Below are 23,921 nucleotides of genomic sequence, written 5' to 3'. Positions count from 1 at the left end.
GATGCGCGTCGTCATCGCCGAGGACAACGCGCTGATGCGCGACGGCATCGCCGCGCTGTTGACCGACCACGACGTGACCGTGCTGGCCACCGTCTCCGACGCCACCGGTCTGCTCGCCGCCGTCGCGGAACACCGCCCGGACGTGGCCGTCGTCGACGTCCGGATGCCGCCGACGTTCACCGACGAGGGCGTCCGGGCCGCGATCGCGATCAAGGCCGCCCACCCGGCGACCGGCGTCCTGGTGTTCTCGCAGTGGGTCGAGACCGTCTACGCCAACGCTTTGCTGCGTGACCATCCGGAGCGGGTCGGCTACCTGCTCAAGGACCGGATCGTCAGCACGGCCGCGTTCCTCGACGCGTTGCACCGGATCGCGGACGGCGGCGTGGCCCTGGACCCGGAGGTGATCCGGCAGCTGTTCGCCGCGCCGGACGCCGGCCTGGCCCGGCTGACCGCGCGCGAGCGGGAGATCCTCGCGCTGGTCGCCGAGGGCCGCTCCAACCCGGCGATCGCCGCCGAGCTCCACCTGGCCGGCCGCAGCGTCGAGAAGCACGTGACCGCCATCTTCACCAAGCTCGACCTGCCGCCGTCCGCCGAGGACCACCGCCGCGTCCGGGCGGTCCTGCGCTATCTGGAGGCCAGCTAGCCCGGCTCGGCGAGGAGCAGGTCGCGGACCGCTCGCAGGCCGACCGCGCCGTCGGCGGGCGGCCCGTCGGCCCGGCCGTCGATCGCGGCCAGGACCCGATCGAGCTGTTCCGCGAACGGGTTCGTCGGCGAGAAGTCCAGCGGCTCTCCGTTGAGGACGATCGTGCCGCCGCCCTCGGGACCGAGCGTGCCTTCGCAGAACGCCGAGCCGCGGTCGCCGAAGAGCTCGATGCGGGTGTACTCGTCGAACTGGATCGAGCCCAGCACGTCGACGCTGGCTCCGGAGGCGAGTTGGGCGGCGATGACCGCCGACTCGTCGCGGCCACCCCACCGCGTGTTGTTGAGGACCGCCTCGAAGCGGGTCCAGTCGCCCATGTCGTCCGCGAACCAGCGGGCCAGATCGATGCAGTGGGTGCCGGTCGCGGACAGCGACCACCATCTCGCGATGTCGCCGCGCGCCCGCCAGTTCGACTCGTCGATCGGATACGACCAGGCCAGCCGCAGGTAGCGGAGGGCGCCGAGCGCGCCGTCGAGGATCCGCCGCCGGAGCAGCTCGTGCCCGGCGTGGCACCGCAGGTGGTAACTGACCGCGAGCACCAGGCCGCGCTCCGCCGCCAGGTCCACGAGGGTCTGTGCCTCGGCGAGGCTCAGGGCCATCGGCTTCTCGACGATGACGTGCTTGCCACTGCGCAGGCTCGCCTCCGCCTGCGGGAAATGCAGCCCGTCGGGCGACGCCACGACGACGAGACCGATGCCGGGGTCGGCGAGGAACGCGTCGAGGTCGTCGTAGGGCCTCGCGGCGTCGACCTCCATCGTGGTCAGAAACTCCCGGGCCGCGTCGAGCCGCCGGGACAGCACTCCCGCCAGGCGCGCGCCGGCTGCCGCGGTCACCACCGGCCCGTGACCGGCGGTGGCGATGTAGCCCGTGCCGATGATGCCGACACCGATCTGCTCCGTTGACCGACTCACCAGAGCCCCCCGCTCGTGAGTGCCGCTACGCCGCCCGGCGGCCGGACTTCTTCGCCGTGGTCTTCTTCGCTGCCGCCTTCTTGGTCGTACCTTTCGTCGCGGTCTTCTTGGCAGTCGTCTTCTTCGCCGGCGCCTTCTTCGCGGCGGTCTTCCTCGCGGGCGCCTTCTTCGCCGGAACCTTCTTGGCGGGCGCCTTCTTGGCGCTGCCGCGGCGGGAGCGGGCGTCCTCGACGCTGCGGCGCAGCACGTCCATCAGGTCGCTGACGCCGGTCGCCGCCGGTGCCGCCTCGGTCGCGGTGATCTCCTGGCCTGCCTGCTTGGCCTCGATGAGCTCGTTGACCCGGTCCGTGTACGTGTCCCGGTACTCCTCGTGCTTCCACCCGCCGGTCATCGAGTCGATGAGCTGCCCGGCCATGCTGACCTCGGCCGGCTTGAGCTTGATCTTGCCTGGGATGTCGCCGATGTCCGACGGGTCGCGCACCTCGTCCGCGAAGTACATGGTCTGGAGCACCAGGACGTCGCCGACGCCGCGGATCGCGGTGAGGTATTCCTTGCCGCGCATGACCAGGGTGCCGATCGCGGCGCGGTTGGCGTCGGCCATCGCGTCGCGGAGCAGGGCGTAGGTCCGGGCCGACTCCTCGCGACCGGGGCCGAGATAGTAGGCCCTCTGGTACGAGATCGGGTCGATCTCGTCGAGGTCGACGAAGGTGTGGATCTCCAGGCTGCGCGACCGGCCGGGCGCGATCGAGTCGAGCTCGTCAGGGTCGAGGATCACGTAGTCGCCGCCGCCCACGTCCGCGCCCTTGACGATGTCGGCGTACTCGACCTCCTTGCCGGTGCGCTCGTTGACCCGCTGATAGCGGATGCGGTCGCTGGTGTCCTTCTCGAACTGATGGAACGAGACCTCGTGCTCGCGGGTCGCCGAGTACATCCGCACCGGGACCGCCACCAGCCCGAAGCTGATCACACCGCTCCAGATCGGACGCGCCATCGCCACCACCTCCCGCGAATCGGTATACCCGTGAGCCTCGCATCGGAACCCGGCCAGCCGCTGACAAACAAGCGTCTTGCACAGCTGTCTAAGACGTGCGTACCATCTTCGTCATGACACGCATCGCGAACGCGAAGGTCCTGGTTTCGGGCGCTGGCATCGCCGGGACGGCGCTGGCCTGGTGGCTGGCCGAGCACGGCGCGCGGGTGACCGTCGTCGAGCGGGCGGAGGCACCCCGCGATGGCGGCTACAAGGTCGACCTCCGCGGCGCGGCCCTCACGGTTGTCGAGCGGATGGGCCTCCTCGACGCGGTCCGTGCCCACCGCACCGGCGTGCGGACCGGCTCGGTGGTCGACGCGACCGGGCGACGGGTGGCCAGCATGGACGCCGACACCTTCGGCGGGCGGGCGCACGACGACGCCGAGCTTCTCCGCGGCGACCTGGCCCGGCTCCTGCGCGAGGCCACCGGCGGCCGGGTCGACTACCGGTTCGGCGACGCGATCACCGCGATCGGCCCGGTCGTGACCTTCGAGAGCGGGCGGCAGGAGGCATACGAACTGGTGGTCGGCGCCGACGGGCTGCGCTCGCACACCCGCGCGCTGGCCTTCGGCGACGGCGGCGTGCACGACCTCGGCCACTACGTCGCGATCTACTCGGTGCCCAACCACCTCGGGCTAGACCGCGAGGAGCTGACCTACGTCGGGCCGGGCCGCACCACGCTGGTCTACAGCACCGCCGGCCAGGCCGACGCCAAGGCGATGTTCCTGTTCACGGACCCGGGCGGTGAGCGTCCGCGCGGGCGCGAGGCGCAGGAGGCGTTCCTGACCGACGCGTACGCGCACGAGGGCTGGGAGGTGCCGCGCCTGCTCGACGGGCTGGCCGGGGCCGACGACTTCTATTTCGACTCGATCAGCCAGGCCCGCCTCGACAGCTGGTCCCGTGGCCGGGTGACGCTGGTCGGCGACGCCGCCTACTGCGCCTCCCCCGCGTCCGGCCAGGGCACCAGCCTCGCGCTGGTCGGCGCCTACGTGCTGGCCGGCGAGCTCGCGGCCGCCGGGCTCGACGACGGCCCGCGCCGCTACGAGGGGCGGATGCGCCCGTTCGTCGAGCGCAACCAGCGACTCGGGCCGGCCAACATCAAGCGGATGGTGCTGGGCAGCCGGGGCCAGGTGCGAATGTCGATGCGCCTGCTGGCCGTCATGAACCGCCTGCCGGGCAAGGAGCGCCTGCTCGCGAAGGTCGTCGAGCCGATCCACCGCGCGGCGACGGCGATCGACCTGCCGACCTACTGAGTTTCTTCCGACGATGGCACCACGCGCCCTTGCGTGTGGTGCCATCGTGGTGCCATAGTAGTGCCATGGACCTGACGCCCTACGTCGACAAGCTCCGCGAGGAGCTGGCGGTCGCCGCCGAAGCCGGTGGCGACGACGCCCGCGCCCTCGCCGAGCGACTCACCGCTCCGCTGGACTCGGCCGTCCGGCTGGCCTTTCTCGAGGCGCTGTCGGCCGCGGCCGACGAGATCACCCGCGAGCTCGCGCCCGGTTCGGTCGACGTGCGGCTGCGCGGCCGCGACCCGCAGTTCGTGGTGTCGGTGATGCCAAGTGGCATCACGGAGGCACCACGGGCGGCCCAGCCGACCGCCGCCCCGGTGGACGACGCGCTCACCGCCGGCGCCGCCTCCGCCCGGATCAACCTCCGCCTCCCCGACGAGCTCAAGGCCCGCGTCGAGGCGGCAGCCGGCCGGGCCCACGTCTCGGTCAACACCTGGCTGGTGCGGGCCGCCGCCAGCGTCCTCGACGCCGACCAGCAACAGCGCACCGCCACCACCCACGTCGTCGACGACAGCGGCCAGCGCTTCACCGGCTGGGTCCGCTGACCCAGTTCCGACTCCACCCGAGGGGACCACCATGCCCACGTTCACCACTCCCGACCCGATCGACGTCAACCTCAGCCTGGTCGTCGCCCAGGTGCGGATCACCGCCGGCGACCGTGACACCACCGAGGTCGAGGTGCGCCCGGGCAGCTCGGCCGCCAGCTCGAAGAAGATGGCCGAGGAGACCCAGGTCGACTACGCCAACGGCAAGCTGCGGATCCGCACGCCCAAGAACCTCACCCGGTGGCTCGGCGCCAAGACCGGCCGCATCGAGGTCGAGCTCGCCGTGCCCGCGGGCTCCCGGCTCGACGGCGACAACGGCGCCGGCGACCTGGACGCCGAGGGCACGCTGGGCGAGACCCGCTACAAGACGGGGTTCGGCGCCATCCGGCTCGACCAGACCGGCAAGCTCCGGCTCGACACCGGCGCCGGCGACATCACGGTCGCCCGGGTCGCCGGCGACGCGGACGTCACGACCGGCACCGGCCGGCTGCACATCGGCGCCGTCGAGGGCACCGCGACGGTCAAGAACTCCAGCGGTGAGACCTGGGTCGGCGAGGTCGGCGGCGCGCTGCGGGCCAACGCGGCCAACGGCGACATCGCGGTCGACCGGGCTCGGGGCGGCGCAGCGCTCAAGACCGCCAACGGCAGCCTGCGGGTGCTGGAAGCGGTGCGCGGCCGGGTCTCCCTCGAGACCGCCGCCGGCTCGCTCGAGGTGGGCATCCCGACCGGCACCGCCGCCTGGCTCGACCTCGACGTCAAGAACGGCGCCGTGCGCAACACGCTGGACGGCTCGGCCGGACCCGCCGAGGGCGAGGAGACCGTCGAGGTGCGCGCCCGCACGTACTTCGGAGACATCGTGATCCACCGGGCCTGACCGCCGCCCGCTTCACCACCCACCGAGCCGCGGCAGCGATGCTGCCATGGCTACCAATGCTGCCCTGGTACCAAAGGAAGGAACACACCATGAGCGCGATCGAGGTGTCCGGCCTGCGCAAGGCGTACGGCAAGCACACCGTGCTCGACGGCATCGACCTGCGTGTGGCCGAGGGAACCGTCTACTCCCTCCTCGGCCCGAACGGTGCCGGCAAGACCACCACCGTCGAGATCCTGACCACCCTGCAGGCGCCCGACGCCGGCACCGTCACCGTCGCCGGGCACGACCTGGCCACCGACCCCGAGGGCGTACGCCGCTCGATCGGTGTCACCGGCCAGTTCTCCGCCGTCGACAACATGTTGACCGGCACCGAGAACCTCCAGCTGATGGCCGACCTGCTGCACCTGGGCCGGCGCGCCGGCCGGGAACGCGTGGCCGAGCTCCTCGAGCGCTTCGACCTGGTCGACGCGGCCGGCCGGACCGCGGTCACGTACTCCGGCGGCATGCGGCGCCGGCTCGACCTGGCCATGACGCTGGTCGGCCGGCCCCGGATCATCTTCCTCGACGAGCCGACCACCGGGCTCGACCCGCGCAGCCGGCACACCATGTGGCGGAGCGTCCGGGAGCTGGTCGCCGCCGGCACCACGATCTTCCTGACGACGCAGTACCTCGACGAGGCCGACCAGCTCGCCGACCGGATCGCCGTGCTCAACGGCGGGCTGCTGGTGGCCGAGGGCACGCCGGCCGAGCTCAAGCGGCTGGTGCCAGGCGGCCACGTGCGGCTCCAGTTCAGCGATCCGGCCCGGCTCGACCACGCCGCCCGCCGGTTCGCCGACGGCACGCGGGATGACGACGCGCTCACCCTCGACGTGCCCGGCGACGGTGGGGTGACGACGCTGCGTACCCTCCTCGACCGACTGGCCCACGAACGCGTCGAGCCGGACGGCCTCTCGGTGCACACCCCCGACCTCGACGACGTCTTCCTCGCCCTCACTGCCAAAGCCCCCGCCGCGTACACGAAGGACGGTGTCCGATGACCGCCACGGTGATCGACTCGGTGACGATGTTCCGCCGGGACCTCAAGCACGCCCTGCGCTACCCGGTGATGACCGTCAGCGGCATCGGCACGGCGGTGCTTTTCCTGCTGCTGTTCGTCGGCGTCTTCGGCAACGCGCTCGGCGCCGACTTCCTGCCGGCGGGCGCCGGCCGCTACATCGACTACGTGGCGCCGGGCGTCATCCTGATGGCCGCCGGCACCGGCACGGCGGCGACGGCCATCAAAATCAACCAGGACATGCTCGAAGGCTTCATCGCCCGGCTGCGGACGATGTCGATCGCCCGCATGTCGGTGCTCACCGGCCAGGTGATCGGCAGCCTCGTCCGTACGCTGATCAGCGGTGTCCTGGTCGTCCTGGTCGCCGTCGCCCTGGGCTTCCGCCCGTCGGCGACGCCGGTCGAATACGTGGCGGCGTTCGGGGTCTTCGCGATGCTGACGTTCGCGCTGACCTGGATGGCGGTCGCGTTCGGGCTGGCCACCAAGACGGTGGCGGGCGCCAACAGCCTCACCCTGATCCTGCAGTTCCTGCCGCTGATCTCCAGCGCCTTCCTACCGACCGACTCGATGCCCGCCGGAGTCGCCTGGTTCGCCGAGCACCAGCCGTACACGCCGATCATCGAGACCTTGCGCGGCCTCCTGATGGGCTCGGGCATCGGCACCAGCGTCTGGTGGGCGATCGGCTGGTGCGTGGTGCTCGCGGCGGTCGGCTTCTTCTGGTCGCGGGCTCTGTACAACCGCCCCCGCGGCGCGTAATCCCCTCCGGACCCGGCGCGGCCACCTGGCCCGCCGGGTCCGTGCTGTCAGTCGTGCACCGTCAGGACGCCCGCCACGTCGACGTCGGCCGAGGTGCCCGGGTAGCCGGACTCGGCGATCAGGCGGGCGCCGAGCACCGCGCTCCAGAACGTGCGGGCCTCGACCTCCGGGCCGCGGTCGATCGACCACCCGCGCCGGTTCAGGATCGCGGTCAGGTAGTGCTCGGCCTGGCGGAACAGGACCGTCAGGTTCTGCTCGGCCAGCGTCCGCAACTCCGGGCGGCGGCGCGTGATCGACATCGCCTCGACCACCGCCGGCAGGGAGGGCAGCGCGAGGGCGGTGCGGGACAACGCGGCGCGGAAGGCGGCCGGGGTGCGCTGGCGGCGGCCGATCGGCTCCAGCCGGGCCGCGTCGCGCAACAACATGAGGAACGCCGCGTGAACGAACAGGGCGTCCTTCGAGCCGAAGTAGTAGGTGATCTGGTTGGGGTGCGCACCCGCCGCCGCCGCGATCTGCGCGACGTTGACCTGGTCGAACCCGCGTTCGGCGAACAGGTCGACGGCCCGGTCGAGGATCAGCGCACGGGTGCGTCGCCCGCGGACCCTGGGCGGCACGGCGGTGGACACCCCTTAGTTGTATGCGATACAACTAACGCATGTCCACCTCTCCAGTCGATGTCGTCGTCACCGGGCTCGGCGCGACGACCCCGCTCGGCGGCGACGTCGACGCCCTGTGGCAGGGCATGCTCGCCGGCCGCTCCGGCGTCCGCCGGATCGACGACCTGGTCGACGGGTTCGCCTTCGCCGACGACCTGCCGACGAAGATCGGCGCGCCGATGCCGGTCTCCCCCGCCGACGCGCTGACCCGCGTGCAGGCCCGCCGCATGGACCGCGCCGAGCAGGCGGCGTTCGTCGCCGCGCGCGAGGCCTGGGTCGCGGCCGGCACGCCCGAGGTCGAGCCCGAGCGGCTGGCCGTGGCGATGGGCACGGGCATCGGCGGCGTCACCACCCTGCTCGACCAGGACGACCTCATCGAGGAGCGCGGGCCGGGCAAGGTCTCGCCGCTGACCATCCCGATGCTGATGCCCAACGGCCCGGCGGCCTGGATCAGCATCGAGTACGGCGCCCGTGCCGGCGTCTACACACCGGTGTCGGCGTGCGCGTCCGGTGCCGAGGCGCTGGCGATGGGCGCCCGGCTGATCCGCGACGGCGAGGCCGACGTGGTCATCGCCGGCGGCACCGAGGCGGCCATCAAACCGCTGACCATCGCGGGCTTCGCGCAGGCCCGCACGCTGAGCCGGCGCAACGACGACCCCGCCGCCGCGTCGCGGCCGTTCGACACGGGCCGCGACGGCTTCGTGCTCGGCGAGGGTGCCGGCGCGATGATCCTCGAGCGCGCCGACTTCGCGGCCGCGCGCGGCGCCCGCGTGCTGGGCCGGCTGGCCGGCTTTGGCGTCACCGCCGACGGCTTCCACATCACCGGGCCGGACCCGACGGGCGCGGGCCAGATCCGGGCGATCCGCAGGGCGCTGGCCGACGCCGGCCTCGAGCCCGCCGACATCGTCCACGTCAACTGCCACGCCACGTCCACCGTCGTCGGCGACATCGGCGAGTCGGCCGCCGTCTCGGCGGCGCTCGGCCCCGACGCGGTGCTGACCGCGCCGAAGTCGAGCATCGGCCACCTGGTCGGCGCGGCCGGCGCGGTCGAGGGCATCGTCGCGCTGCTCTCGGCGGTCGAGGGCGTGATCCCGCGCACGCTCAACCTGGAGACCAAGGACGCCGAGGTCGCCCTCGACGTCGTGACCGGCGGGACGCGCACGGTCCGCCCGGGTCCGGTGCTGAGCAACTCCTTCGGCTTCGGCGGCCAGAACGTGTCCGTGATCTTCGCTCCGGCCTGACCGTTAGGGTTCGGGGGTGAGACGACAGTGGAACGCGGTGCCGGCGGTGGCGCGACCGATCGCGGACGCCGCTGACGACGCGGTGCTGGCGGCCGGGGCGCGCGACGCGGAGGCGTTCGAGTCCGCCATCGCCCGGCTGGCCGCCGGAGACCCGGCGCAGGTGGGCCTGCTGCTCGGCACCGTCACGCGGCACGCGCTCGAAGAAGGCCATCCCGACGGGCTGGACAGCTCCGACGTGCAGGACACGCTGACCGCGGTGGTGACCGGAGCCCGGGAATGGCAGGCCGCGGTCGACCCGCAGGTCGTCCTGCTGCTGCTCGCCGGGGCGCTCGGCGTGCACGAACCCGACCCGGACGAACCGCCGCTGCCGGCCGACGTCTCCGCCCGGCACGGCGTGCTGCTGGTGGCGCACCTCGTCGATCCCGCCACGTTCGCGGCGCGACTCGAGCGCGCCGCCACCGAGTTGGCCCAGCACGCCGAATGACGGCGCGCTACGTTGACCTTGTGGGAGCGACATCGTGCTGAGGCGCCACCGTGGAGATCCGGACGACGAACGCCACGACAAGCCGTTGCGCCTGTTCCGGCAGCTCGCGCGGTCCGGACAGCTGCCGGTCTACCAGCCGGAGCTCTGCGAGCACCTGGGCGAGGCGCCGGCCCGTGACGTCGGCCGTCCGACCACCTGCGAGGACCACCTGCCGACGGACGAGCCGGTGGTGCACCTGCGGGTCTGCCTGACCTGCGGGCACGTGGGCTGCTGCGACTCGTCCGTGCCGCGCCACGCCACGAAGCACTCGCACGCGACCGGCCATCCGGTGATCCAGTCGGCCGAGGTCGGCGAGTCGTGGCGCTGGTGCTATCCGGACGAGCTGCTCGGCTGAACCCGCCACCGGCACCCGCCGGTCATGCAAAACTTTTGCGAGGTATGCCCGGATTTCCGGCACGGGCACCGAGCAGGAGCGAGCGATGTCGACGAACACCGAGCTGCGCCTGGCGCTGGTCCTCGACGGGGGCGTGAGCCACGCCGTCTGGCTGGGCGGCGTCACCCACGAGATCGACCGGCTCCGCCGCGCCGAAGGACCGTGGCGCGACCTGTGCCGGGACGCCGACACCACGGTCACGGTCGACATCATCGCGGGTACGCGCGCCGGCGGCCTCAACGGCACCCTGCTCGCGTGCGCCGTCGCCGCCGGCGAGCCGCTGCCGACCGAGCTGCGCGACCTGTGGGTGCGGGACGCCGTGCTGGCCACCGGCAAACTGCTCGACGACACCGCCGAGAGACCGCGGAGCCTGCTCGACGGCGCGTACCTCACGAGGCTGATCCGTTCCGCCGTCCGCCCCCGGGCACAGCGCGTCGCGCAACGCGGCGGCGTGCCCCGCGAACCGGTCACCCTGTTCGTGGGGGCGACGGCCACCGGCGGAAGCTACCCGGACCACCGCCGGCTCTACCGGTTCGTCGCCGACCCCCAGCGGCAGGTGCACGACCCGGAGGTCGGTCCGCACCCGACGGTTCGCAACGACTTCACCGCGGACGAGGCCCTGGTCACCGCGGCGCGGGCGGCGGCGGGCCTGCCGGGCGCCTTCGAGCCGGTCAGCGAGGAGCCGCTGCTGGCCCTGCGCGTGCACCCGGACGCGCGACAACCGCACGACCTGCCGGGGTTCCTCGTGGACAGCGGCGCGCCGGACAGCGCGCCGGTGGTCGAGGAGATGGGTCAGCGCACGGTCAACGGGCCGTACCGGCGTGTCCTCGCCCATGTCGGGCCGCGCTCTCCGCTGCGTTCGGCCGTCTCCAGCTCGCTCGGTCTGTCCCGCTTCCGCGGCGACGTCGACGCCCTCGATGACCGCCTCGCGGCCGCAGCGGAGTCGCCCGTCGACCGGCTGTTCGACCGGCTGCCCGACGACGGCCTGCAGGCCACCGCCACCGGGCTGGTCGAGGAGTACCGGCGGACGCGTACCGTCGACGGGATCTGGCAGGCTCGCCGCCTGCTCGCCACCGACTTGGGCCGCCAGGAGCGGGTCGACGTCGTCGGTCTCGAAGCGCTGTGGGTGCCCCCGGTCGGCGCGCGGCTGGACCAGGCGCTCGACGGTCCCTTGTGGACGTGGGGAATGCCGGCCGCCCGGCAGGTCGTCACGACCCTGTTGCGCGAGGTGCGGCGACACCTCGACGGCGACAAGTCGGCGCCGGAGTGCGCCGCACCGCGGCAGTTGGCACTGAGCCTGAGTGCGGCACTGACGAAGATCCTGGCGATCGACGACGCGGTGCGCCGCGCGACCCGGTCCCGGGCCGCCGCCGCGGGGATCGGCCCTGAGGCGTCGGACGAGGACCTCGCCACCCTGGTCGACGCGGTGATCGTCGAGCAGCGGGTACGGGAGCACCTGCTGGTCGTGCTGCGCGCGGCGACCGCCGCTTACGCGGAGTCGGTCGGCACACCCGCGCCGGTGGTCGTCGAGCGGGCGCTGGCGGCCGAGGTGCTGGCGCGGGCCTTCGCGGCGCCGTCGGCGCGGCCGCACACGCCGCCGTTCGACCTCGTGCGGATCAGTCCGGACGTGGACAGCCCGCTGGTCGGTCTCGGCGACTACCGCGACGCCGGTGGGCGCAAGCTGTCCGGAGTGGTCGCCACCGAGAGCGGGCGGGCTCACGACTGGCTGTGGGGCCGGCTGGACGCCGCGGCCCACCTGGTCCGGCTCGTGCTGCACGGCCAGCCCGAGGCAGAGGTCGCGCGGCGGGTCGCGCAGGTCCAGATGTCCTTACTGGACGACGAGGCGGGCCGGGCCGGAGCCGCCGACGGTGCCGCCCTGGTGGCCCGGCTGGCCACGGCCTACCAGCACGTCACGGGCGACACCCGGGAGCGGGCCAGGGCGTTCCTGCGCACCGACGCCGGCCGGGCGACCGCGACCGGGGTGGCCCGGTCGGTGACCCGGCTGCTCACACACGGCCGTCTCGCCTCGGTCGACCCGGCCCGGGCCACCTGGCAGCACACCCTAGAGGCGGTGGTGGCCGAGGACCGCCCCGCTGCGCTGTCGTTCTTCAACCGCCTGGCGCGTTCCTGCACCGGTCCGCTGCGGTCCAGCCTCTGGAGCGCGCTGCGCGAGGACCCGGCGCGGGTCGCCACCCGGCTGCGGAACCGGTCGCTCCTGGTGCTGCTCGGCTTCGCCGGGGTGGTGTTCGCGCTCGGCGGCCTGGTGGGTGGGGCCGTGGCGCTCTACCACGGCGGCGACCCGGTGTTCCGCTGGACGGCGTTCGGGCTCGTGCTGGCCGTCCTGGTCGGATTCCTCACGGCGGCCCTGCGGACGCTGGCCGCGGCGGAGCCACCGCCGCCCGAACCGGTCGTGAACTCCTGAGTTTCGAGAGTTGTTTCGCTTTGCCGACCAGGGGTGTACGGTGCCGACACAGCCCTTGGATCGAAGGTTTTCGAAACTTATGGCAGCCACCGGCCGGCCCACCATGGCGGAGATCGCCAAGGAGGCCAATGTCGCGATCTCCACGGTGTCCAAAGTGCTCAACGGCCACACCGACGTCTCGGCGGCCACCCGCAGCCGCGTCGAGCGCCTGCTCACGGAACGGGGCTACCGGCGCCCGCGCGCCGTGCGCCGGGCCGGGCGCGGCAGCGACCTCGTCGACCTGGTCATCAACGACCTCGACAGCGTCTGGGGCCTCGAAATACTTTCGGGCGTCGAGGAGGTCCTGGAAGCCGCCGGCCATGCCCTGGTCGTCTCCACCGTGCACAACCGGCAGTCCCTGACCCGCCGCTGGGTCGACTCGGCCCTGGCCCGCGGCTCCCAGGGCGCGATCCTGGTGCTCTCGGAGCTCACCGGCCGGCAACAGGCGGACCTGGACCGGCGCGGCCTCCCGATCGTCGTCGTCGACGGCGTCAGCCAGCCACCACCGGAGGTGGCGTCGATCGGAGCCACGAACTTCGCCGGCGGGTACGCGGCCGCCGAGCACCTGATCAGCCTGGGTCACCGCCGGATAGCCGCGATCGGCGGTCCGGAGCGCCTCCAGTGCACCCGCGCCCGGATCGCGGGCTACCGGGCGGCGCTGGAGACGGCCGGCCTGCCCGCCGACCGGCAACTGGTCCGCTACGGCAACTTCATGCACGAGGGCGGCCTGCGCGGCGCCGAGGCGCTGCTGGCCCTGACCGAGCCGCCGACGGCCATCTTCGCGGGCAGTGACCAGCAGGCGACAGGCGTCTACGAGGCGGTGCGCCGGGCGGGCCGGACGATCCCCGGTGACATCAGCGTGGTCGGCTTCGACGACCTGAACTTCGCGGAATGGACCGCTCCCCCGATGACCACGGTGCGGCAGCCCCTGCACGAGATGGGCGTGGCCGCGGCCCGCACGCTGCTCCGCATCCTCAACGGCGAACGCCTGGAGTCGACCCGGATGGAGCTGGCCACCCACCTGGTGGTCCGAGGCAGCACCGCCCAACCCGGCCGGTGACTGGTCATCCGCTACACCGTGCGGCGTGGTGCCGGGCCTCAGGCGTGAAGTGTGGGCCGGTAGGTCAGCTCCTGGATCCGACCGTCGAGGGTGCGGGTCTCGATCAGCTCGAGGTCGAAGTCGGCCGCACCCTGGAAGATCGCGTCCATCCCCGTCTGACCGGTGATCACCGGGAACAGCGTCACCTGGACCCGGTCGACCAGGCCGGCGGCCATCAACGCCCGGTTCAGCGACAGGCTGCCGTGCGAGCGCAGCGGCACCGGCGACACCTCCTTGAGCCGGGCGACGACGTCGACGGCGTCACCGCTGACCACGGTCGCGTCTGGCCAGTCGAGCTGGTCCCGCAGGGTGCTCGAGACCACCGTCGTCGGGAGGTGCCGCATCCGGGTCACCCACGGGTCGCGGACCTCGGAGTCCTCGGTGCTCTCGGCCAGCAGCCGCGCGAAGATCCGGTACGTGTTGGCGCCGAACACCATCCGCTGGTCCTCGCCGTACAAGGCCAGGCGGTGCTCGAGCAGCTCGGGACCCTGCTTGCCCCAGTAGCCGCCCCAGTCGCCGCCGGCGGCCCCGTAGCCGTCAAGGCTGGAAAAGACGTCGAAGGTGTACGTAGCGCTCACGATGTTCTCCTCGGTAGGCGTTCGTCAGTGCTACGAACACCTTGGCCCAGATCCGACAGCGTCGCCCGGTCTGCGCGCGGCCGTCCACCGCGAGCGTGAAGTCCGCGTGCGAGTGGATGTCGACGAATCCCGCGCTGACCACCTTGCCGGAGACGTCGAGCGTCCGCCGCCCGTTCAGCGTCCCCGGCGCGCCGACCGCGGCGATCCGGCCGTCCTCGACGGTCACGTCCGCGGCAACCGGCGGGCCACCGCGACCGTCGGCGACGGTGCCGCCGGCCAGCAGCAGCTCAGCCACGCAGCGCCACCGCCGACAGCGCGGCGTTCACGATCGCGCCCGGCGAGAGGTCGTGCAGCGCATAGAGGTCGGCGACGCTGCCGGACTGCCCGAACCCGTCGACTCCGAGCGGCACGCACGGCACGCCGAGAGCCGAGCCCAGCCAGGCCATCGCGTGCGAGGCCGCGTCGTGCACCGTGACCAGCGGCACGCCGGGCGCGAACGCGGTGCGCAGCGCGCCGGGCAGGTCGGGCACCCGCGCCGACCGGATGCCCGACCGCACCGCGGCCTGCCAGTCCGCGTAGAGCCGGTCCAACGAGGTCACGTCGACGACGTGGGTGGCGACCCCTTCCTCGGCCAGCTCGTCGGCGGCCGCGAGCACCTCGGGCAGCACGGCGCCACTGGCGGCGAGCTGGACCGCGGCCGGCCCGCCGGCGTCACGCAGCCGGTAGGCACCGGCCAGCACCTGTCGCCGCAGCACCACGTCGCCCAGCCGCGCCCGGGCGGCCTCGAACGGTGCCTGGTCGATCGGGCGGGTGGTGAGCCTGAAGTAGAAGGCACCGCGGCCGGCCGCGACCTCGCCCAGTGCGGGGCAGAGCTGCCAGTCGAGCGCGGCGCCGTACGCCGGCTCCGCGAACGTCACGCCCGGCAGCTCCAGCCCGACCGAGGCGGTCAGCGTCGACTGGTGCGCACCGCCCTCCGGCGCCAGCGTGACGCCCGACGGCGTGCCGGCGACGACGAAGCTGGCACCGCTGTAGGTCGCGTAGATGAACGCGTCCAGCCCGCGCAGCACGAACGGGTCGTAGACCGTGCCGACGGGCAGCAGCGGCTGGCCCGACAGGTCCCCGGCCAGGCCCAGCTGGCCGAGCAGCATGAACAGGTTCATCTCGGAGATGCCGAGCTCGATGTGCTGCCCCTGCGGCCCCTCGACCCAGCGCAGCACCGGGTCGGTGGACCACGTCGTGCGCGCGTCCGGCGCGAAGATGCCCGTGCGGTTGATGAAGCCGGCGAGGTTGGTCGACGTGGCCACGTCGGGTGCGGTGGTCACCAGGAAGGGCGCCACCGCCGGGTCCCGCGCGAGGTCGGTGAGCACCCGGCCGAAGGTCTCCTGGGTGGACGCTCGCGCGCCGACCCGCACGCCGGACCGCGCGGGCACGACCGGCCGCTTCGGCGCCGGCGGCACCGGCCGGGCGAGCGCGGCCTGCCGCTCCGCGACCAGTGCGCCGGCGGGTGTCGCGGGGTCGAGCCGGTCCCACTCGGTCGACTCCGTCAGCCCGCTCACGGCCCGCAGCGTGTCGATCTGCTCGCCGGTCAGCAGCGCCGAGTGGTTCCGCGGATGGCCGGCGGCCGGCAGGTGCCAACCCTTCACCGTGTACGCGAACACGACGCTCGGCCGGTCCGTCACCCGGTCGCACTCGGCGAAGGCGGCCAGGAGCGCGTCGACGTCGTGGCCGCCGAGGTCCTGGAGCAGCGCGGCCAGCTCGTCGTCCGGAACGTCGGCGATCGCCGCCACCACCGGCGCCGGCGCCCCGTCGAGGAACTGCTTGCGCAGCGGCTCACCGGTCAGCCCGAACAGCGACTGGTAGTGCTCGTTGGGCATCTGGTCGAGCCACTCCCGTAGCTCCGGCCCGCCCTCGAACGCCGCGCGCAGCTTCGACCCGTACTTGACCTCGACCACGTGCCAGCCGGCCGCGGCGAACTGTCCGGCCCACTGCGCCACCCGGATGCCCGGCACGACCCGGTCGAGCGACTGCCGGTTGAGGTCGACCACCCACATGACGTTGCCGAGGCCGGCCGTCGCGGGGTCGGCGACAGCCTCCCAGACGCTGCCCTCGTCGAGCTCCGCGTCACCGAGGACGGCGACGAACCTGCTCGGCGAGCGCGGGCCGAAGTGCGCGTCCACGTAGCGCCGGGTCGCGGCGGCGAACAGCGGCGCGGCCGCACCCAGCCCGACCGACCCGGTGGAGAAGTCCACGCCGTCGGGATCCTTGGTGCGCGACGGGTACGCCTGCAGGCCGCCCTTGGCCCGCAGCTGGGTCAGGTAGGACCGGTCCAGGTTCCCGAGGAGATAGGCGATCGCGTGGAACACCGGCGCCGCGTGCGGTTTGACCGAGACCCGGTCGCCGGCCCGCAGGTGCGCGAAGTAGAGCGCGGTGAGCACCGACACCAGCGACGCCGACGACGCCTGGTGGCCGCCGACCTTCACGCCGTCGCCGGTGTCGCGCTCGCGGTTGGCGGCGTCCACCATCCGCACGGCGAGCCAGAGGACCCGCCGCTCGATCTCCCGAAGCGAAGCGCTCATGCCGGCCGCCCCGGCAGGTACGCCAGCGCGGCGCCGACCAGGGTCTCGACCCCACGGCGCAGGGTGGGCAGTCGGTCCGGGGCGTAGAACGGCGTGTGCTGGCCCGGCATCTTCGCCATCCGCTCGCGCAACTCGCCGGTCTCGGCATCCCACAGCGCCGCCGCCGTGCTGCCGTAGAACCACATGGTGGCCGGGATGCCGCGCCCGAGGTAGGCGAAGTCCTCGCTGCCCTTGTTGGCCTCGGGCAGGTCGATGACGTCGTCCTCCCCGAACAGCTCGGCGTGCACGGCGCGGACGCGGGCCGTCACCTCCGCGTCGTTGTCCACCGCGATCGTGTGCTCGCACAGCTCGATCTCGGGCGGCCGGGGTGAGCGGCCGGTCGCCGCCACCCCGTTGACGACCCGCTCCATGGCGGCCTGGAGCACCTCGATGACGCGCTCGCTGGTCGCGCGCAGCGTCACCTCGAGCACCGCCTCGGGCGGGATGATGTTGGGCCGGGTTCCGGCGTGCACCGAACCCACGGTCAGCACGGTCATCTCGTCAGGATCGACCTCGCGGGCCACGATGCCCTGCAACAACACGATCGTCTGCGCGGCCAGCAGCACCGGGTCGACCGACCAGTGCGGCGCGGCACCGTGCGCGCCGCGCCCGTGGATGGTGATCCGGAAGTTCCGGCACGCCGAGTACGCGATCCCCGCCTTGTGGTGCACCATGCCGGTGCGGGTGACCGCGCAGTGCTGGGCCAGCACCACGTCGGGCCGCGGGAAGCGGTCGTAGAGCCCGTCGCCCAGCATCGCCTTGGCACCCTGCATGGTCTCCTCGGCGGGCTGCGCGATCAGCAGCAGCGTGCCGCGCCACCGGTCGCGGTGCTCGGCGAGCAGCCGCGCGGCGCCGACCAGGCTCGCGGTGTGAAGGTCGTGGCCGCAGGCGTGCATGACCCCGGTTGCGGTGCTCGCGTACGGCAGCCCGGTGTCCTCGACGATCGGCAGGGCGTCGAAGTCGGCGCGGACCGCGACGACCGGCCCCGGGCCGTTGGCCAGCACGCCGACGACGCCGAGACCGCCGACGCCGGCCGTCACCTCGAGCCCCGCCGCCGCGTAACGCGAGGCGATGACGCCGGCCGTGCGGACCTCGGCACCGGACAGCTCGGGGTGCGTGTGCAGGTCCTGGTAGAGGGCGTCGACCTCGGGCATCAGCCCGTCGAGGCCGGCGAGGACCGCGCGCGCCCGGCCGGCTGCCTCCTGCGGTGAGTCGGTGGCCATCGGATGCCTCCCCTGTGGAACGAGTTCGAGCGACAGCCTAGCTTTCGCTCTCCGGCGTGCTCAAGGAAAGAGTCGCTCAATTTCGAAACTCTATTGACGAGTCGAACACTCGGGCCTGATGCTGAAGCGGGCCGGGTGGCCGGCCCGGGAAGCAAGGAGCGGCACATGCGGATTGCCAACGTCGCCGGCCGGTTGACCGTCCTCACGCCCCTCGGCGGCATCGACGTCGAGCGCGCGAGCGCCGGACACTTCTCCGCGGATCCCGCCGCGGTCTACGCGCGCTGGGCCGAGTTCACGGCGTGGGCCGACGGGCTCGACACCGCGGGAGCCACGCCGATCGACGAGGACGCCCTCGGCGCTCCGTCGCCCCGGCCGGCGCAGGTGTTCGCGATCGGCCTCAACTACGGCGCGCACGCGCTCGAAGCCGGCTACGACGTCCCGGACGTGCCGATCACGTTCACCAAGTTCCCGACCTGCATCACCGGCCCGCAGGGCGAGCTCCCGATCCCGGGCGACACCGTCGACTGGGAGGTCGAGCTCGTCGCGGTCGTCGGCCGGCGCGCCAGCAACGTCGCGGTCGACGACGCCTGGTCCTACATCGCCGGGCTCACCGTGGGGCAGGACTATTCGGAACGGCGGGTGCAGACCCTCGGGCAGACGCCGCAGTTCAGCCTCGGCAAGTCGTTCCCTGGCTTCGGCCCGACCGGCCCGTGGCTGGTCACCCCCGACGAGTTCGACGACGTCGACGACCTCCTGCTGGAGTGCACCGTCAACGGCGCGCTGATGCAGTCGGGCCGCACCCGCGACATGATCGTCTCGGTGCCGGGCCTCGTCTCGCGCCTCTCGGCCGTCTGCCCGCTGCTGCCGGGAGACCTCATCTTCACGGGCACGCCCGAAGGCGTCGGCTCCGGACGCACGCCACCGGTCTTCCTGCGCCCCGGCGACGAGGTGGTCAGCACGATCGAGCGGATCGGTGCGATCCGCCAGCGGTGCGTGGCCGCCGCTCACGTGTTCGTCTGAGCCTGGGGCTTCAGGTGGCGGTCGAGGAACGCGTCGACCGCCGCCGCCCGGCGCGCCCGGTGCGAGGGGCGGCCGTGCAGGTTCATCAGGTGGCCCTCGCCCGGGATCCGGACCAGCTCGACGTCGCGGCCGAGCGCGCGCAGCGCCGCGTGCAGCTGCTCGCTCTGGGCGACCGGGCAGACCTGGTCGTGTTCGGCGTGCACCAGCAGCAACGGTGTGCGGATCCGGTCGGCCTTCATGAGCGGCGACCGGTCCACATAGCGCGGTGAGGTCCACGGCGCGCCGCCCATCGGCAGGTCCCAGAAGGGCGAGCGCCAGGCGGCCACGAAGTCGCTGATGCCGTTCTCGCTGACCGCGCAGGCGAAGCGGCTCGTGTGCGCGATCGCCCACTGCGCCATGAACCCGCCGTAACTGACGCCCCAGATCGCCATCCGCTCCCGGTCGACGCCGGGCAGCGCCGCCGCCGCGTTCACCACGGCCGTGACGTCCTGCCAGTCGGCGCCGCCCCAGTCGCCGCGGATCGCGGTCGCGAACGCCTCGCCGTAGCCCTGGCTGCCCCGGGGGTTGAGCGTGAGCACGGCATAGCCGCGCGCGGCCAACCGCTGCACCTCGGCCGTGTGCCGCCAGCCGACGGCGCCGTGCGGTCCGCCGTGCACGTTGACCAGCAGCGGCCGGCGGTCGCCGTCGTGGGCGGTCAGCCACGCGTCGACACCCTCCACGGCGACCGGGGTCATCGGTGCCGCCGCGGCCACCGCGGACGGGTTGGCCTCGGTCAGCGCCCGCGATCGGCCCGTCGGCTCGTCGGCCACGTGGACGTCGCCGGGGTTGAGCGCGTCGCTGCGGACGAACGTGACGCGGCCGCCGCCCACGGCCGGCGACAGGCACGTGTGCGGGCCGTCGAAGACCCGGCCGCCGCGCCCGGAGGAGGGTGCGAACCAGGCGAGGGGGCCGCGCCCGCCGACCGAGACCTCGGTGTAGATCCGATCGCTGGCCGCCGACCAGACCACGGGAGCGGCGCCGGTGCCGCGCGGGTCGTCGCCGCGGACCGGGTTGCCGAGGCCGTAGGTCCAGTCCGCCGTCAGCTCCATGCCCGGGTCGGTCAGGAACAGCCGCAGGTTGACGTCGGCGGCGTCGCCGTGCCGATGGCCGAGGTACGCGAGCCGGGCGCCGTCGGGACTCCACGCGAAGCCGCGGACGGGACCGGCGCCGTCGGTGACCCGGACGATCCGGTCCGGCCCGGTCGCGACGCACAGGTCCTCCCGGCCGCCGAACCGGTCCGTCAGGAAGCCGATCCGCTCACCGGACCACTGTGGAGAGTGCGCGTCGCCCGGCAACGTCCATCGCGGACGGCCGTACACGTCGACGACCTGGACGCGCCGATGGCGGCGGTAGAGGCCGGGCAGCCCGTCGACCCGGATCCCGTCGAGCGCGTCGACGAGCGCGGAGCGGGCGATCGCCAGAAGCTGCCCGTCCGGAGACCAGGCCGCTTCCGTGACCTCTCCGCCGCCCTGCCGGGCCAGCTCCCGGCCTTCGCCTGTCGCGGGGTCGACCAGCCAGAGCCCATCGCCGCGGGACACCGCGAGCCGGCGGCCGTCCGGCGACCAGCGCGGCGCCGTGCCCGCACCGAGCCAGACCGTCGGTCCGCCACCGGCCGGCACCACGCCGACGCGCGACACCACCGCGTCCGCGTCCGGGTCGAGGGAGCGCTCGACGTACGCGACCCGCGTTCCGTCGGGTGACGGCCGCGGGTCGGCGAGCCAGCGTAGGTCAGTCACCGAAGTCGAGCACCGCGGTCAGCGGCGAGTCGTCGCCGAACAGCGCCCGGTAGGCCGTGGGCGCCTCCGCGAACGGCACCCGGACCGCCTTCATCACGTCGAGGTCGATGCGCCCCTCGGCGAGCAGGCGCACGAAGTGGCCCATGTTGCGGTTTTCGGTCCAGCGCACGACGCTGATCGGCAGGTCGACGTTGTTCTCCTCGTAGACCGGGTCGTAGCGGCCCGGCCCGTACGCGATAGACGGCACGAACGTCGCCTGCGCGCCGAAGAACCGTGCCCGGTCGAGGTCCATCCCGAAGTCGCCGAGCGCGACCACCCGCCCGCCGGGCCGCAGCAGGTCGAACGCGAAGTTCACCAGCGTGCTGCCCGGGTCGGCGGCGGCCACGATCACGGCGTCGACGCCGAACCCGCCGGTCAGCGCACGTACCCGGGAAAGTGCCTCCGACGAGGTGTCGGTCAGCGTCGCGACGGCGCCGAGCGCACTGGCCAGCTCGAGCCGGGCCGGGTTCGTGTCGAGGGCGACCACGTAGACGCCCGCCGACGCAGCGAGCTGGGCGATCAGCAGGCCGAGCATGCCGCTGCCGAAGGTCGCCACGGTCTCGCCGAACCGGCACTCGGTGCGCCGCAGGGCCTCGATCGACACGGCGCCGAGCGTGACGTGCGCGGCCGCCGCCAGGTCGACGCCGGCCGGCACCGGGACGGTCAGGTTGCGGGGCACGGCGACGAGCTCGCAGTGGTACGCGCACTGGCTGCCACTGCACGCGACCAGGTCACCGGGTCGCAGGTCGAGCACGTCCGTACCGACCGCGACGACGGTGCCGGCGAGGCTGTAGCCCAGCGAGGCGGCGTCGTCGGGCGGCATCGCCGGCAGCCGGGTCTGGCCCCGCACGGCACCGGACCGGACCGTGCGCCAGGAGTACGACGCGTTGGGGTACTCGTGCGCCTCCGCGACGCTGGTGCGGGTGGCGCGCACGATCGAGCGCTCGGTGCCCGGGCTGATCACCGAATAGCGGGGCCGCACGAGCACGTCGCCCGGCCCGACCTCGGGATCCGGCACCTCCCGGAGGATGATCTCGCCGCCCTGGGCGAGCACTCGGCGGGGCATCAGCGCGCCGCCCGGGCGTGGGGACGGACCTGCGGGTTGACGATCGCGTCGGTCCAGCCGGTGCGGAGCCACTCCACGGTGGCGCCGTAGACCGCGCGGCGCAGATCCCGCCCGGACTGAGGCGAGTTGGCGGCCTCGTGCGGAGTCAGGATGACGTTGTCACGGCCCCGCAGCGGGTTCTCGGCGGGCAACGGCTCCTGCTCGAAGACGTCGAGCGCGGCCGCACCGATCCGGCCGGCGTCGAGCGCCTCCACCAGCGCCGCCTGGCTGACCACCCCGCCCCGGCTGGTGTTGACCAGCGCGGCGTCCGGCCGCATCAGCGACAGCGAGTCCGCGTCGAACAGGTGGTGCGTCTCGGCGGTGAGCGGCACGTGGACGCTGACGAAGTCGGAGGACGCCAGCAGCTCCTCGAAGCCGACCTGCCGGATTGCCGGGTCGCTCGACCGCACGACGGGGTCGTAGCCGAGGACCGTGGCGCCGAACGCGGCCGCGACCCGGGCCACGTGGCGGCCGATCCGGCCGAGGCCGACGACGCCGACCGTGCTGCCCGCCAGCCGCTTCTGCCGCGCGGGACCGTGCCGCCACAGGCCCTGCTGGCCCTGGCGGTCGCGGTAGACCACCTGCCGGGAGACGGCGAGCAGCATGGCGAGGGCGTGCTCGGCGACGTCCTCGGTGCAGTACGCGGGCGCGTTGGCGACGGCGATGCCGAGCTCCGTGGCCGCGACGACGTCGATCTGCTCGTAGCCGACGCCCCAGCGGATCGCGAGGCCGAGGTTGGGCAGCCGCTCCAGCACGTCGCGGGTGAGGTGCGGCGTCCACTCGACCCAGATCACCTCGGCGTCGACGGCGGCCTCGACGAGGGCGTCGCCGTCTGCCGCGCGCACCACCTTCAGCGTGGCGCCGGCCTCGGCGAGCGCGGCCTCCTCCTCGTCGTAGGGTGCCAGGTCGCCGACGTACTCGAGCTGCACGACCGTGCTCATCGGGTGCTCCCTCTTTCCAGGTGCGGCGCCAGCACGTCGGCGACGAGCCGGGCCTGGGACAGATCGTTGTAGAGGTGGAAGGACAACCGGATCAGGGCCGCGGCGCCGGTGGGCGGCACCGAGGTCACGATGTTCGCGGTCCGCAAGGCCTCCGGGCCACCGGCGGTGACCGGCACGGCCAGCACCGAGGAGCCGGTCGGCGGCAGGCCGAGCAGCTTGGCCGCCTCGTCGGCGAGACCCACGCACCAGTCGCGCCGCTCGCCGGGCGCCACGCCGGCCAGGAACTCCAGCGCCGGCACCGCGCCGACCCAGGCGTGCCAGGCGAGCGACACGTCGTAGCGGGCCGCCGTCGGCGCGAGGGCGGCGAGCGTCGGACCGTAGTAGTGCGCGTAGGCGTCGCCGGCCGAACGCCACGACGCGACCAGGGCCGGCACCTGCTCCCAACGCTCCCGCGCGACCCGCATCAGCGCGACACCGCGCGGGCAGAGGAGATGCTTGTAGGCGGCCACGAGCACGTAGTCGAGCCCGAGCGCCGCCGCGTCGACGGGCAGCACGCCGGCCGCGTGGGTGGCGTCGACCAGCACGGCCGCGCCCACCGCCCGGGCCGCCGCCGCGACCGCCGCGAGGTCCTGCACCCGCCCGTCGTCGGACCGCACGTGGCTGGTCGCCACGAGGGTCGTCGAAGGCCGGACCTCGTCGGCGAGCCTGTCGAACGGCACCTGCCGGACCCGCACGCCGCGGGCCTCCGCGACGACCAGCGCGGGCAGCAGCACCGAGGCGAACTCGCCCGCCGGCACCAGGATCTCGTCCCCCGCGTTCAGCGAGCCGAGCACGACACCCGCGCCGACGGACACCGCGGGCAGCAGCGCGATCTCGTCGACGGGCGCGCCGAGCAGCGGGGCCGCGGCGGCCCGGGCGCGCTCGGCGGGTGCGTCCCAGTCGCGCACCCAGTCGGCCGAACCCTCCTGCCATGCGACGAGCGCGTCCGTCAGGGCGGCTACGGTGCGCGCGGTGGGCAGACCGTAGCCGGCGGTGTTGAGGTAGGTGCGGTCGAGGGGCGCGAACTCGGCCCGCGCGGCGGGATGCACG

23 protein-coding genes are annotated in these 23,921 nt (G+C 73.5%); 12 read left to right on the top strand and 11 right to left on the bottom strand.

The features are described 5' to 3' along the window. Position 1 precedes the first annotated feature (1 nt). Entirely contained in the window at positions 2-643 is a 642-nt protein-coding gene (locus tag AB0J88_RS09090; RefSeq protein WP_364346791.1) for a response regulator transcription factor, read from the top strand. Here the strand turns inward: AB0J88_RS09090 and AB0J88_RS09085 are convergent. Continuing rightward, complete coding sequence (locus AB0J88_RS09085) at positions 640-1,611, bottom strand: Gfo/Idh/MocA family oxidoreductase (RefSeq protein WP_364346793.1); 972 nt, start codon at positions 1,609-1,611, stop codon at positions 640-642. The two genes, AB0J88_RS09090 and AB0J88_RS09085, sit on opposite strands and share 4 nt — an antisense overlap. A 25-nt stretch (positions 1,612-1,636) precedes the next feature. Then, the gene (locus tag AB0J88_RS09080; RefSeq protein WP_364346795.1) at positions 1,637-2,602 is read right to left on the bottom strand and encodes a Ku protein; all 966 of its coding nucleotides are present in this window, start codon (positions 2,600-2,602) and stop codon (positions 1,637-1,639) included. Positions 2,603-2,715: 113 nt separating this feature from the next. Here AB0J88_RS09080 and AB0J88_RS09075 point away from each other — a divergent pair, with 113 nt between their 5' ends. From AB0J88_RS09075 to AB0J88_RS09055, 5 genes are all read left to right on the top strand, one after another. Beyond that, the gene (locus tag AB0J88_RS09075; RefSeq protein WP_364346797.1) at positions 2,716-3,894 is read left to right on the top strand and encodes an FAD-dependent oxidoreductase; all 1,179 of its coding nucleotides are present in this window, start codon (positions 2,716-2,718) and stop codon (positions 3,892-3,894) included. A 65-nt stretch (positions 3,895-3,959) separates the two neighbouring features. Further along, positions 3,960-4,478: a toxin-antitoxin system HicB family antitoxin gene (locus AB0J88_RS09070; protein ID WP_364346799.1), complete on the top strand. Its 519-nt coding sequence runs from the start codon at positions 3,960-3,962 to the stop codon at positions 4,476-4,478. Between the two features lie 31 nt (positions 4,479-4,509). After that, positions 4,510-5,352, top strand: a complete 843-nt coding sequence (locus tag AB0J88_RS09065; RefSeq protein WP_364346801.1) for a DUF4097 family beta strand repeat-containing protein — start codon at positions 4,510-4,512, stop codon at positions 5,350-5,352. Positions 5,353-5,441: 89 nt separating this feature from the next. Continuing rightward, complete coding sequence (locus AB0J88_RS09060) at positions 5,442-6,389, top strand: ATP-binding cassette domain-containing protein (protein WP_364346803.1); 948 nt, start codon at positions 5,442-5,444, stop codon at positions 6,387-6,389. After that, positions 6,386-7,162, top strand: coding sequence for an ABC transporter permease (locus AB0J88_RS09055; RefSeq protein ID WP_364346805.1), 777 nt, complete (start codon positions 6,386-6,388; stop codon positions 7,160-7,162). Before AB0J88_RS09060 ends, AB0J88_RS09055 begins: the two co-directional genes overlap by 4 nt. A gap of 47 nt (positions 7,163-7,209) precedes the next feature. Here the strand turns inward: AB0J88_RS09055 and AB0J88_RS09050 are convergent, their stop codons facing one another. Further along, positions 7,210-7,788, bottom strand: a complete 579-nt coding sequence (locus AB0J88_RS09050) for a TetR/AcrR family transcriptional regulator C-terminal domain-containing protein (protein ID WP_364346807.1) — start codon at positions 7,786-7,788, stop codon at positions 7,210-7,212. Positions 7,789-7,817: 29 nt separating this feature from the next. On the opposite strand from AB0J88_RS09050, the gene AB0J88_RS09045 reads away from it, so the two are divergent. The 5 genes from AB0J88_RS09045 to AB0J88_RS09025 all read left to right on the top strand — a co-directional run bounded on the left by AB0J88_RS09045 (position 7,818) and on the right by AB0J88_RS09025 (position 13,497). After that, positions 7,818-9,059 (top strand): beta-ketoacyl-[acyl-carrier-protein] synthase family protein, encoded by a 1,242-nt coding sequence (locus tag AB0J88_RS09045; RefSeq protein ID WP_364346809.1) that lies wholly within the window; start codon positions 7,818-7,820, stop codon positions 9,057-9,059. Positions 9,060-9,075: 16 nt separating this feature from the next. Continuing rightward, positions 9,076-9,543: a hypothetical protein gene (locus AB0J88_RS09040; protein WP_364346811.1), complete on the top strand. Its 468-nt coding sequence runs from the start codon at positions 9,076-9,078 to the stop codon at positions 9,541-9,543. A 208-nt stretch (positions 9,544-9,751) separates the two neighbouring features. Then, a complete protein-coding gene (locus tag AB0J88_RS09035; protein WP_364347545.1) occupies positions 9,752-9,937 on the top strand; it encodes a UBP-type zinc finger domain-containing protein in 186 nt (61 codons plus the stop codon). Positions 9,938-10,022: 85 nt separating this feature from the next. Then, the gene (locus tag AB0J88_RS09030) at positions 10,023-12,398 is read left to right on the top strand and encodes a DUF3376 domain-containing protein (RefSeq protein ID WP_364346813.1); all 2,376 of its coding nucleotides are present in this window, start codon (positions 10,023-10,025) and stop codon (positions 12,396-12,398) included. Positions 12,399-12,477: 79 nt separating this feature from the next. Beyond that, the gene (locus AB0J88_RS09025; RefSeq protein ID WP_364346815.1) at positions 12,478-13,497 is read left to right on the top strand and encodes a LacI family DNA-binding transcriptional regulator; all 1,020 of its coding nucleotides are present in this window, start codon (positions 12,478-12,480) and stop codon (positions 13,495-13,497) included. A gap of 38 nt (positions 13,498-13,535) precedes the next feature. Here the strand turns inward: AB0J88_RS09025 and AB0J88_RS09020 are convergent, their stop codons facing one another. The 4 genes from AB0J88_RS09020 to AB0J88_RS09005 are packed head-to-tail and all read right to left on the bottom strand — an operon-like array spanning position 13,536 to position 17,952. Next, on the bottom strand, positions 13,536-14,114 hold the full coding sequence (locus tag AB0J88_RS09020) for a dihydrofolate reductase family protein (protein ID WP_364346817.1): 579 nt from the start codon (positions 14,112-14,114) through the stop codon (positions 13,536-13,538). Continuing rightward, positions 14,074-14,409, bottom strand: a complete 336-nt coding sequence (locus tag AB0J88_RS09015; protein WP_364346819.1) for a hypothetical protein — start codon at positions 14,407-14,409, stop codon at positions 14,074-14,076. Before AB0J88_RS09015 ends, AB0J88_RS09020 begins: the two co-directional genes overlap by 41 nt. Continuing rightward, positions 14,402-16,690, bottom strand: a complete 2,289-nt coding sequence (locus AB0J88_RS09010) for a 1-deoxy-D-xylulose-5-phosphate synthase N-terminal domain-containing protein (RefSeq protein WP_364346821.1) — start codon at positions 16,688-16,690, stop codon at positions 14,402-14,404. Before AB0J88_RS09010 ends, AB0J88_RS09015 begins: the two co-directional genes overlap by 8 nt. Further along, entirely contained in the window at positions 16,687-17,952 is a 1,266-nt protein-coding gene (locus tag AB0J88_RS09005; protein WP_364346823.1) for an amidohydrolase, read from the bottom strand. The genes AB0J88_RS09010 and AB0J88_RS09005 overlap by 4 nt, the downstream gene beginning before the upstream one ends. A gap of 165 nt (positions 17,953-18,117) precedes the next feature. Here AB0J88_RS09005 and AB0J88_RS09000 point away from each other — a divergent pair, with 165 nt between their 5' ends. Continuing rightward, positions 18,118-18,972 carry a fumarylacetoacetate hydrolase family protein gene (locus tag AB0J88_RS09000; protein ID WP_364346825.1) on the top strand — a complete coding sequence of 285 codons (855 nt, stop codon included), beginning with the start codon at positions 18,118-18,120 and terminating at the stop codon, positions 18,970-18,972. On the opposite strand, the gene AB0J88_RS08995 is transcribed toward AB0J88_RS09000, so the two are convergent. From AB0J88_RS08995 to AB0J88_RS08980, 4 genes are read right to left on the bottom strand one after another with little or no spacing between them, the layout of a single operon-like run. Further along, the gene (locus AB0J88_RS08995; RefSeq protein ID WP_364346827.1) at positions 18,957-20,747 is read right to left on the bottom strand and encodes a S9 family peptidase; all 1,791 of its coding nucleotides are present in this window, start codon (positions 20,745-20,747) and stop codon (positions 18,957-18,959) included. The genes AB0J88_RS09000 and AB0J88_RS08995 overlap by 16 nt on opposite strands. Further along, positions 20,740-21,852 (bottom strand): zinc-binding alcohol dehydrogenase, encoded by a 1,113-nt coding sequence (locus tag AB0J88_RS08990; RefSeq protein WP_364346829.1) that lies wholly within the window; start codon positions 21,850-21,852, stop codon positions 20,740-20,742. Before AB0J88_RS08990 ends, AB0J88_RS08995 begins: the two co-directional genes overlap by 8 nt. Next, positions 21,852-22,832, bottom strand: coding sequence for a C-terminal binding protein (locus AB0J88_RS08985; RefSeq protein ID WP_364346831.1), 981 nt, complete (start codon positions 22,830-22,832; stop codon positions 21,852-21,854). The genes AB0J88_RS08990 and AB0J88_RS08985 overlap by 1 nt, the downstream gene beginning before the upstream one ends. Continuing rightward, positions 22,829-23,920, bottom strand: coding sequence for an aminotransferase class V-fold PLP-dependent enzyme (locus tag AB0J88_RS08980; RefSeq protein WP_364346833.1), 1,092 nt, complete (start codon positions 23,918-23,920; stop codon positions 22,829-22,831). The genes AB0J88_RS08985 and AB0J88_RS08980 overlap by 4 nt, the downstream gene beginning before the upstream one ends. Between the last annotated feature and the right edge of the window lies 1 nt (position 23,921).

Origin of the sequence: Asanoa sp. NPDC049475 (assembly GCF_040676915.1) — a bacterium.
In the GTDB taxonomy this organism is placed as follows: domain Bacteria; phylum Actinomycetota; class Actinomycetes; order Mycobacteriales; family Micromonosporaceae; genus Asanoa.
Note: the sequence above shows the minus strand (reverse complement) of the source record. Positions and strands in the feature narration are given on the sequence as shown.